Annotated in this window: 6 protein-coding genes; 2 read left to right on the top strand and 4 right to left on the bottom strand. The window is 71.8% G+C overall.

Going from position 1 to position 9,731, the window contains the following annotated elements:
- The first annotated feature begins 1,085 nt into the window (after positions 1–1,085).
- Positions 1,086–3,620, top strand: coding sequence for a cellulose binding domain-containing protein (locus ACIA8L_RS06355; RefSeq protein ID WP_395901051.1), 2,535 nt, complete (start codon positions 1,086–1,088; stop codon positions 3,618–3,620).
- 50 nt (positions 3,621–3,670) lie between these two features.
- Here ACIA8L_RS06355 and gatB read toward each other — a convergent pair whose 3' ends face one another.
- Positions 3,671–5,164, bottom strand: a complete 1,494-nt coding sequence (gene gatB / locus ACIA8L_RS06350; RefSeq protein WP_395901050.1) for an Asp-tRNA(Asn)/Glu-tRNA(Gln) amidotransferase subunit GatB — start codon at positions 5,162–5,164, stop codon at positions 3,671–3,673.
- A 74-nt stretch (positions 5,165–5,238) separates the two neighbouring features.
- On the opposite strand from gatB, the gene ACIA8L_RS06345 reads away from it, so the two are divergent.
- On the top strand, positions 5,239–5,415 hold the full coding sequence (locus tag ACIA8L_RS06345) for a DUF4236 domain-containing protein (protein WP_395901048.1): 177 nt from the start codon (positions 5,239–5,241) through the stop codon (positions 5,413–5,415).
- Positions 5,416–5,429: 14 nt separating this feature from the next.
- Here ACIA8L_RS06345 and gatA read toward each other — a convergent pair whose 3' ends face one another.
- The 3 genes from gatA to ACIA8L_RS06330 form a co-directional block, all read right to left on the bottom strand.
- Complete coding sequence (gene gatA, locus ACIA8L_RS06340) at positions 5,430–6,905, bottom strand: Asp-tRNA(Asn)/Glu-tRNA(Gln) amidotransferase subunit GatA (RefSeq protein WP_395901046.1); 1,476 nt, start codon at positions 6,903–6,905, stop codon at positions 5,430–5,432.
- Positions 6,906–6,908: 3 nt separating this feature from the next.
- Complete coding sequence (gene gatC, locus ACIA8L_RS06335) at positions 6,909–7,208, bottom strand: Asp-tRNA(Asn)/Glu-tRNA(Gln) amidotransferase subunit GatC (protein ID WP_395901044.1); 300 nt, start codon at positions 7,206–7,208, stop codon at positions 6,909–6,911.
- Positions 7,209–7,277: 69 nt separating this feature from the next.
- Positions 7,278–9,350 carry a putative bifunctional diguanylate cyclase/phosphodiesterase gene (locus ACIA8L_RS06330; RefSeq protein WP_395901042.1) on the bottom strand — a complete coding sequence of 691 codons (2,073 nt, stop codon included), beginning with the start codon at positions 9,348–9,350 and terminating at the stop codon, positions 7,278–7,280.
- Between the last annotated feature and the right edge of the window lie 381 nt (positions 9,351–9,731).

The raw sequence follows: 9,731 nt of genomic DNA, 5'->3' as shown, positions 1-9,731 counted from the left end.
CGTGCGTGCCGGCCGCGCGCGGACGCGGCATGCCGCGCGAACGCGACGCGACGTGCCGGCCACGCGCGGAGACAACATGCCGCGCAGCCGCGCGGACGTGGCGTGGCGTGGCGTGCCGGCCGCGCGCGGACGCGGCATGCCGCGCGAACGCGACGCGACGTGCCGGCCACGCGCGGAGACAACATGCCGCGCAGCCGCGCGGACGCGACGTGGCGTGGCGTGCCGGCCGCGCGCGGACGCGGCATGCCGCGCGGACGCGACGCGACGTGCCGGCCACGCGTGGAGACAACATGCCGCGCAGCCGCGCGGACGCGACGTGGCGTGGCGTGCCGGCCGCGCGCGGACGCGACATGCCGCGCGGACGCGCGGACGCGACGCGACGTGCCGGCCACGCGCGGACACAACATGCCGCGCGGACGCGACGTGGCGTGGCGTGGCGTGCCGGCCGCGCGCGGACGCGACGTGGCGTGGCGTGCCGGCCGCGCGCGGACGCGGCATGCCGCGCGAACGCGCGGATGCGACACGACGTGGCGTGCCGGCCGCGCGCGGACGCGACGCGACGTGCCAGCCCCGCGGATGCGACATGCCGTGCAGCCGCATGGGCGCGGCGTGAGTGCCTGTCCGCGACGGGTCTGCGGCAGGGCGCTTCACGCCGCTCCGTCGGCCCGGACCGGAGTGGCGCCGGGTTGGACGGCCGGGCGTTGGGCGAGCGGCTCCGCGCCGCGGCAGGAGGTTCTGTGCTCGTCGGACTGATAGGAAAGGCAGGTCCGCAATCGCGGACCTGGCAGTGAGGCGCCCCGGCGCCGAGCGGTGTCTCGCGGGAGGCACGGACCGCGAGTGACGCGGACCCGAGTCAAACGGATCGGCAACGCGAAGCGAGCCGTCCTTTCGAAAGTTTCAAAGCCCCGGCTCAGTCGCCGCGCCCGCGCGGCGGCCGCGCATTGACGTGCCTCGCTAAGGCCGCCTAGCGTCCCCGAAACAGAAACATCGGTATTCGCGAAAGTTTCCAACTTTTGCTCCGATAGGAGAAACCGATGCACGTTTCACGGCCAGGCGGCCAGCACGGTCGCCGGGCACTCGTGATCATGAGCGTGGCGATCACCGTCGCCGCCGGCGGCGCGGTCGCGATGGCGTCCGCCGCCTACGCCGCGGCCGGCTGCCGCGTCGACTACCGGGTGACGTCGCAGTGGGCCGGCGGCTTCGGGGCCGACGTCTCGATCACCAACCTCGGCGACCCGATCAACGGGTGGCGGCTGAGCTGGACCTTCGGCCCGGGCCAGACCGTCGGGCAGATCTGGAACGCGACCGCCACGACGTCCGGGTCGACCGTGACCGTCACCAACCAGTCGTACAACGCCGTCATCGGCGCGGGCGCGTCGGCTGCGTTCGGGTTCAACGGCACCTGGGCGCAGGCCAACCCGGTGCCGGCGGCCTTCACCCTGAACGGCGTCGCCTGCACGGGCGGCGTCACCACCCCCTCCGGGTCGGCGCCGGCCTCGAGGTCCCCCTCCGCGACACCGTCGGCGTCGCGCTCCCCATCCGCGTCGCCGTCCGCCTCGCCGTCCGCGCCGCCACCGGCCGGATCGACGAGCGTCGCGGTGGACGCGACCGCGGGGCTCGGCCCGATCCCCGCGAACGGCGTCGGTCTCAACACCGCCGTCTACGACGCCAACATGAACCACCCCGCCATGCCCGGCCTGCTCAGCGCCGCCGGGTTCAACGCGCTGCGCTACCCGGGCGGCTCGTACTCCGACATCTACAACTGGCAGACCCACGTCGCCGACGGCGGCTACGTGGCCGGCGGCACGACGTTCGCCGAGTTCATGGGCACGGCGCGGGCCGCGCACAGCGCGCCGATCATCACGGTCAACTACGGCACCGGCACCCCGGAACTGGCCGCCGGCTGGGTCCGGCACGCGAACGTGGACAACGGCTACGGCATCAAGTACTGGGAGATCGGCAACGAGACCGCCGGCAACGGCACCTACGGCGCGAACTGGGAGGCCGACGGTCGCTGCACGGACGCGTCCGGCGCTCCGATCCCGAAGGGCACGTACCCGAACCAGACGTACAACTGCGGACCGGCCGTGTATGTGGCCGAGTCGCTGAAGTTCATCGCGGCCATGAAGGCCGTCGATCCGGACATCAAGGTGTGCGTCCAGATGACCACGCCCGGCGCGTGGCCCGACGGGGTCACCAACGCCGCGAACCCCAAGCCGTGGAACGAGACCGTCCTGAGCGCGATCGGCGCGAAGACCGACTGCGTGATCATCCATTGGTACCCGGCCGGCTTCCCGCCCAGCACCGACGTCGCGGCCGCGCTCAACTACCCCGACCAGATCGCCGGGATGGTCGCGGCGGCGAAGGCGCAGATCCGGCAGTACGCCGGCCGGAACCCGGCCGACGTGCCGATCATGGTCACCGAGACGAACTCGAACGTCGCGGTCGACGTGCAGCCCAATGCCCTGTTCGCGGCCGACTCCTACCTGACCTGGTTCGAGCACGGCGTGACGAACGTCGACTGGTGGAACCAGCACAACGGTCCGGGCACCCCGAGCGTCATCAACGGCGCCCAGGACTACGGCGACGGCGGCATCTTCTCCAGCGGCACCAACGGCAGCGGGGTCACCGAGCCGCCGCTGAACACGCCGTTCGCGCCGTACTACGGCGTCGCCATGGTCGCGAGGCTCGGCGCGCCGGGGGACTCGATGGTCGCCGCCCGGTCAGACAACGCCCTGGTCAAAATCCATGCGGTGCGTACCGTCGGCGGCGGCCTCAACGTCCTGGTGGTCAACGAGGACCCCGCGTCCGCGCGCACGGTGAACCTGACCTACGCCGGGTTCACGCCGTCCGGCGGCCCGGTCGTGCACACGTTCGCCAACAACGCGAGCGCGATCACCACCCGTACGCAGAGCTCCGCCGGGTCGGTCACCGTCGGCCCGTACAGCCTGACCGTGCTGCAGATCCCGGGCAGCGGGGGCGCGGTCGCGACCGTCCCGGGGCCGCCCGGCGCTCCGGTTGTTTCGGGCCTCTCCTCCAGTACCGCCGGCAACGCCACCGGCAAGGCGACGCTGACCTGGGCGGCGGGGACCGCGGGCACCTACCCGGTCGCGAGTTACAAGGTCTTCCAGCTGACCTCGGGCGGGCGGACCCTGGTCGCGAGCCCGGGCGCGACCACGCTCGCCCTGAGCGGCCTGACAATCGGCGCGACGTACCGGTATCAGGTCGTCGCGGTGGACAGCCACGGCTACGAGTCGCTGCCGACGTCGCCGGTCGCGGTGACCGTACCGCCGCCGCCCGACGCCTCCTGCGCCGCGCATTACGAGATCAGCAACAGCTGGCAGGGCGGGTTCGTCGCCGCGCTGACGGTGACCAACCGGGCCGCGGCCCCGGTCACCGACGGTCGCGTCACGTTCACCTGGCCCGCCGACGGGCAGAGCGTCACGAACGGCTGGGGCGCCACCTGGGCCCAGTCCGGCCGGCAGGTCACCGTGACCGTGGCCGGCTCGATCGGCGCCGGCGGCGGCACCGTCAGCCCCGGTTTCCAGGGCGGCTACACCACCCAGAACCCGACGCCGACGGTCTTCTCGCTCAACGGCGTGCCCTGCTCGAACGTCTGAACACGCGACCGCCCCCGTCCGCGCGGACGGGGGCGGTCGCGTCGCACCGGCTAGGACAGCCGCGCGATGATCAGCTCACGCACCGTCTTGGCGTCGGCCTTGCCGCCCGTGGCCTTCATGACCGCACCCACCAGGGCGCCGGCCGCCGCGACCTTGCCGTCGCGGACCTTCGCCGCGACGTCCGGGTTGGCGGCGATCGCCTCGTCGACGGCCTTGGTCAGCGCGCCCTCGTCGGACACGACCTCGAGCCCGCGGGCGGCGACGACCTCGGCCGGCGTGCCCTCGCCGGCGATGACGCCCTCCAGGACGACGCGGGCCAGCTTGTCGTTGATCTTGCCGCTGTCGACCAGGGCCTGCAGCTGCGCGACCGCGCGCGGGGTCACGCCCAGGGCATCGAGCTCGGCCTCGGTCTCGTTGGCGCGCCGGGCCAGCTCGCCCAGCCACCACTTGCGCGCGGACGCGGCCGACGCGCCGGCCTCGACGGTGGCCGAGATGAGCTCCACGGCGCCCGCGTTGACCACGGACTGCATGTCGAGGTCGGTGAAGCCCCACTCGGACTGCAGCCGCGCGCGGCGGACCCGGGGCAGCTCGGGCAGGGCGGCCTTGAGCTCGGCGATCCATTCGGCGGCGGGGGCGAGGGGGACGAGGTCGGGCTCCGGGAAGTACCGGTAGTCGGTCGCCGTCTCCTTGCTGCGCCCGGACGTCGTGTCGCCGGTCTCCTCGTGGAAGTGCCGGGTCTCCTGGATGATCTTCCCGCCGTCGGTGAGGACGCCGGCCTGGCGGATGATCTCGGAGCGGACGGCGCGCTCGACGGAGCGCAGCGAGTTGACGTTCTTGGTCTCGGTTCGGGTGCCCCACTCCGCGCCCGGGCGGTTGAGCGAGGTGTTCACGTCGCAGCGCATCGAGCCCTGCTCCATGCGCACGTCGGAGACGTCCAACGTGCGGATGACGTCGCGCAGCTCGGCGACGTAGGCGCGGGCGATCTCCGGCGCGCGGGCGCCCGTGCCGGGGACCGGCTTGGTGACGATCTCGACGAGCGGGATGCCGGCCCGGTTGTAGTCCACGAGGGACTCGGTCGCGCCGTGGATGCGCCCGGTCGCGCCGCCGACGTGCAGCGTCTTGCCGGTGTCCTCCTCCAGGTGCACCCGCTCGATGCCGATGCGGACCAGCTCGCCGTCGATCTCGACGTCGAGGTACCCATCCACGCACAGCGGCTCGTCATACTGGCTGATCTGGAAGTTCTTCGGCATGTCGGGGTAGAAGTAGTTCTTGCGCGCGAAGCGGCCCCAGGGCGCGATCGAGCAGTTCAGGGCCAGGCCGATGCGGATCGTCGCCTCGATCGCGGCGCGGTTGGCGACCGGGAGCGCGCCGGGCAGGCCGAGGCAGACCGGGCAGACCTGGGTGTTGGGCTCGGCGCCGAACACGGTCGGGCAGCCGCAGAACATCTTGGTGTTGGTGCCGAGTTCGACGTGCGTCTCCAGGCCGATGACCGGCTCGAACGCGGCCACCGCCTCCTCGTACGACAGTTGCGTCACGGTGCTCATGATGCCTGCTTTCAGCCTTGGTGTATCAACGCACGACATTGGGTATCCATCGCTCACCTGGAGGGAGCGAAGCCATGCCGGTGCAGTTTCGAAAGAGCAAGAAGTTCGGCCCGTTCATTTTCCACTTCACGCAGGACGGATTCTCCTCGTGGAGCTTCAAGCTGGGCCCGTGGTCGTGGAACTCGCGGAGCAAGAAGAACCGCGTGGACCTGCCCGGCCCGTTCTCCTGGCGTCAGGGCAGCAAGGGCTGAGCAGGTCCTCGGCGTCACAGCGACGGCGGGGTGAGTGGCGGCAGTGCTGATTCCAGCGCGGCCGCCACTCGGTACATCCGGTCGTCGGCCATGGTCGGGGCCATGATCTGCAGGCCCGTCGGGAGCCCCTCGGACAGGCCGGACGGCACCGAGATCGCCGGGCCGCCGTAGAGGTTCGACGGGATCGTGTACAGGTCCGCGAGGTACATCTGGTAGGGGTCGGACGTGCGCGCGCCGAGTTCGAACGCCACGAACGGCGTGGTCGGCGCGATGAGCACGTCGGCGACCTCGAACGCGGCCTGGAAGTCGCGGGTGATCAGCGTGCGGACCTTCTGCGCCTGGCCGTAGTAGGCGTCGTAGTAGCCGGCCGACAGCGCGTAGGTGCCGAGGATGATCCGCCGCTTGACCTCGGGGCCGAAGCCGGCGTCGCGGGTCAGCGACATGACCTCCTCGAGGGAGTGCCGGCCGTCGTCGCCGACGCGCAGGCCGTAGCGCACGCCGTCGAACCGGGCCAGGTTGGACGAGCACTCGCTCGGCGCGATCAGGTAGTAGGCCGGCAGCGCGAACTTGAAGCTCGGGCACGAGACCTCGACGACCTCCGCCCCCAGCTTGACCAGGGCTTCGACCGACTCGCGGTAGGCCGCGACGACGCCGGGCTCCGCGCCCTCGCCCGCGAACTCCTTCACCAGGCCGAGGCGTACGCCGCTGAGGTCACCCGTCGCGCCCAGGCGCGCGGCCGCGACGACGTCGGGCACCGGCTGCGGGATCGAGGTCGAGTCGCGCGGGTCGTGGCCGCCGATGACCGCGTGGAGCAGGGCCGCGTCCTCGACCGTGCGGGCGCAGGGGCCGGGCGTGTCCAGGGACGAGGAGAAGGCGATGAGGCCGTACCGCGAGGTCCCGCCGTAGGTCGGCTTGGCGCCGACGGTGCCGGTGACGGCCGCGGGCTGGCGGATGGAGCCGCCGGTGTCGGTGCCGATCGCGAGGGGGGCCTCGTAGGCGGCGACCGCGGCCGCGGAGCCACCGCCGGAGCCGCCCGGGATGCGCGCGGTGTCCCACGGGTTGTACGTCGGGCCGTAGGCCGAGTACTCCGTCGAGGAGCCCATCGCGAACTCGTCCATGTTGGTCTTGCCGACCATGACGAGCCCGGCCTCGCGCAGCCGGGTCATGATCGTCGCGTCGTACGGCGGGCGCCAGCCCTCGAGGATCTTGGAGCCGGCGGTCGTCGGGACGCCGCGGGTGGCGATGACGTCCTTGACGGCGATCGGCACGCCGTCGAGCGGGCCGTGGGCCGCGCCCTTGGCCCGGCGCTCGTCGGTGGCCCGGGCGGCCTCGAGCGCGCCCTCGCGGTCGACGTGCAGGAACGCGTGGACCTTGCCCTCGACGGCCTCGATCCGGTCCAGGTGCGCGGTCGCGACCTCGACGGCCGAGACCTCCTTGGCCTCGAGGCGGCGGCCGAGCTCGGCGGCGGAGAGTTTCGTCAGCTCACTCACGGCTCAGGCCTCCTCGTCCAGGATCCGCGGGACGCGGAAGCGGTTCTGCTCGGCGTCGGGCGCGCCGGCCAGCGCGTCCTCGCGCGCGAGACCGGGCACGACGACGTCGTCGCGGTACACGTTGGTCAGCGGCACCGAGTGGGAGGTCGGCGGCACGTCCACGGCGGCGACCTCGCCGACCTGAGCGACGGCCTGCAGGATCACGTCGAGCTGCCCGGCGAAGGTGTCGAGCTCCTCATCGGTGACGGCAAGCCGCGCGAGACGCGCGAGATGCGCCACCTCATCGCGGGAAATCGTGGCCATCGGCGCGCTTCTCCTTCAGGTCGTCGGCATCTGGACGCAGCGTGACATCCCTGCGTCAACCCGACGAGTCTATTTCGTGCTGATGACGGGCCGTGCGGCAGTCTTCGACAGCCAGTCCAGCAGCCGGTCCGGGGGCATCGGGCGGGCGAAGTACCAGCCCTGGGCCACGTCACAGCCCGCGTCGACGAGCATCCGCCAGGTGCGCTCGTCCTCGACACCCTCCGCGACGATGCGCAGGCCGAGCGCCCGGGCCAGGTCGATCATGGAGCGGACGATCGCGGCGTCGTCGGGGTCGGTCGCCACGCCGAGCACGAACGAGCGGTCGATTTTCACCTCGGCGAGTGGCAGGCGGCGCAGGTGGACCATGGAGGAGTACCCGGTGCCGAAGTCGTCCAGGGCGATCGCGACCCCGAGCTTCTTGAGCCGGGCCAGGGTGGTGAGGACCCGGCGGGGGTCGGCCATCAGCGCGCTCTCGGTGATCTCCAGCTCCAGCCGCGACGGGTCGACGTCCAGCTGGGTCAGCTTCGCCGCGATCCGGTCCGCGATCTCGCCCGTGTGCAGGTCCCGCACGCTCACGTTCACCGCGACGCGCAGCCGCTCGGCCGCCGGCGACAGCGCCCGCCAGGACGCGAGCTGCTCGATCGCCTCGTCGACGATCCGCAGTGTGAGCAGCCGCATCACCGGGCTGTGCTCGGCCGCCTTGATCAGCTCCTCGGGGTCGATCGGGCCGCGCACCGGATGCCGCCAGCGCAGCAGCGCCTCCACGCCGACCGTCGCGCCCGTCGCCAGCTCGACCTGGGGCTGGTAGTACAGCTCGATGCCGTCACAGGCGTTGGTCTTCAAGGCCTGGCGCAGGTCCGCGAGGAGGCTGAGCCGCTCCGGGCTGTTGTGGTCGGACTCGGGCGCGTAGACGGCGAGGTTGTCGCCGCGGCCTTTCGCGTCGTACATGGCGACGTCGGCGTGCTGCATGAGCTCGGCGAAGTCCGTGCCGTGCTCCGGATACACGGCGACGCCGACCGACGCGCCCACGTCGATCGGCAGCCCGTCCAGCAGCACCGGCTCCGCGAGCGCCGACATGATCTCGGCGGCCGCGCGGCGGGCGTCGGCGGTGTCGCGTAAGTGCGGTACCACCACCGCGAACTCGTCCCCGCCGAGCCGCCCCACGAGATTGTCCGGCCCCGACGCCTCCGCGGCCGCGATCAGCCGCCGGCCCACCTCGACCAGCAGCCGGTCCCCGACCCGGTGCCCGAGCGCGTCGTTCACCTGCTTGAACGCGTCCAGGTCGAGCAGCAGCAGGGCGAGGCGCCGCTCGGCCGCCCCACCCTCGGCCCGTTCGGCGTGCTCCTGCAGCCGCGCCGCGACCTCGCGCTCGAGCGCCTTGCGGTTGGCCAGCCCGGTCAGCGGGTCCAGCCGCCCGGCCTGCGTCCGCTGCGTGGCGAGCTTGGTCATCCTGCGGATGGCGAAAAGCGTCAGGAGCGCCAGTGGTACCAGCAGGACGTCGACGTGTGCGGCCGCGACCAGCCCCGGCGCGGAGAGCAGCAACGCCCCGTTCGGCAGGGCGTCGGCCTGCACCGCGCGGCTGAACACCACGCGCCAGCTGCCACCGAAGCGCAGCCAGATCGCCGTGGCGACCAGCAGGTTGTTGACCACGAACCAGGTGACGGCGGCGGCCAGCACCCACAGGATCCCGGTGGTGTCGAGCCGCTCGTGGACATTGTTGATCGAGCCGACGTTGCTCTCCGGCAGCAGGGTGTCCGCGGCCTGGAACGACAGCATGAACTGCGCCGCGTTGAACGCGGCCCGCCACGGCGCGTGCTTGAGCCAGACCGCCGCGACGATGACGGCGACGAGCTGCACGGCGACCGCGGGGGCGCACCCATAGGCGATCATGATCGCGAAGGTGAAGCAGACCGAGGGAAACGTGGGAATGTTCGCGTCCCGGGAGCCCTGCACGAACGGCGGCGTATCGGCCACGACGGCGAGCGCGGCGAACACCCAGAACGCGGCGTCGACCTGGAACCCTTCCCGCAGGATGCTGCTCACGAACCAGACGCCGGCCACCGCCACGACCACGATGACGTACGCGAAGAACCGACGACGATGCCGAGGCGGCGCGACGTTGCGCAGCGCACTCTGCTCCATCCGTTCCCCGCTTTCGCCAGAGGCCGCCGATGTACCCCGTTCGGACGCCTTGCGAGCCTGCACCCTGATCAAGGGAAATTTCCGGAAAGGATGCAGAATCGATGCACAACCCACCCCGATTCAACCGACCGGGCGATCCCACAATGGACAGATCAGCTTGAATATGCAACGACCGTAACGGTCCGCGAACTTTCCGTGATCGGCCAACATTGACGCCGATCACCGCCGCGCCCATTACCCCGATGGACCCTCGCCACTACGCACAGCCATTACCGAGGTTCTTTTCACGCTGCTTTCACCGCAGCGCCAGGACACGCGTGCGAGCGGCCCCATGTCCGCCGCCAGTGCAGACTCAGTGCTGGGCGGCCCGCGGAGCACGGC

The sequence above is a fragment of the Dactylosporangium sp. NPDC051541 genome, from assembly GCF_044454505.1.
GTDB lineage: Bacteria > Actinomycetota > Actinomycetes > Mycobacteriales > Micromonosporaceae > Dactylosporangium.
This window is presented reverse-complemented; position numbering and strand designations above follow the sequence as displayed.

Coding starts and splice junctions, on each gene's coding strand:
- ACIA8L_RS06355 (WP_395901051.1), top strand. CDS start 1,086: ATGAGCGTGGCGATCACCGTCGCCGCCGGCGGCGCGGTCGCGATGGCG.
- gatB (WP_395901050.1), bottom strand. CDS start 5,164: ATGAGCACCGTGACGCAACTGTCGTACGAGGAGGCGGTGGCCGCGTTC.
- ACIA8L_RS06345 (WP_395901048.1), top strand. CDS start 5,239: ATGCCGGTGCAGTTTCGAAAGAGCAAGAAGTTCGGCCCGTTCATTTTC.
- gatC (WP_395901044.1), bottom strand. CDS start 7,208: ATGGCCACGATTTCCCGCGATGAGGTGGCGCATCTCGCGCGTCTCGCG.
- ACIA8L_RS06330 (WP_395901042.1), bottom strand. CDS start 9,350: ATGGAGCAGAGTGCGCTGCGCAACGTCGCGCCGCCTCGGCATCGTCGT.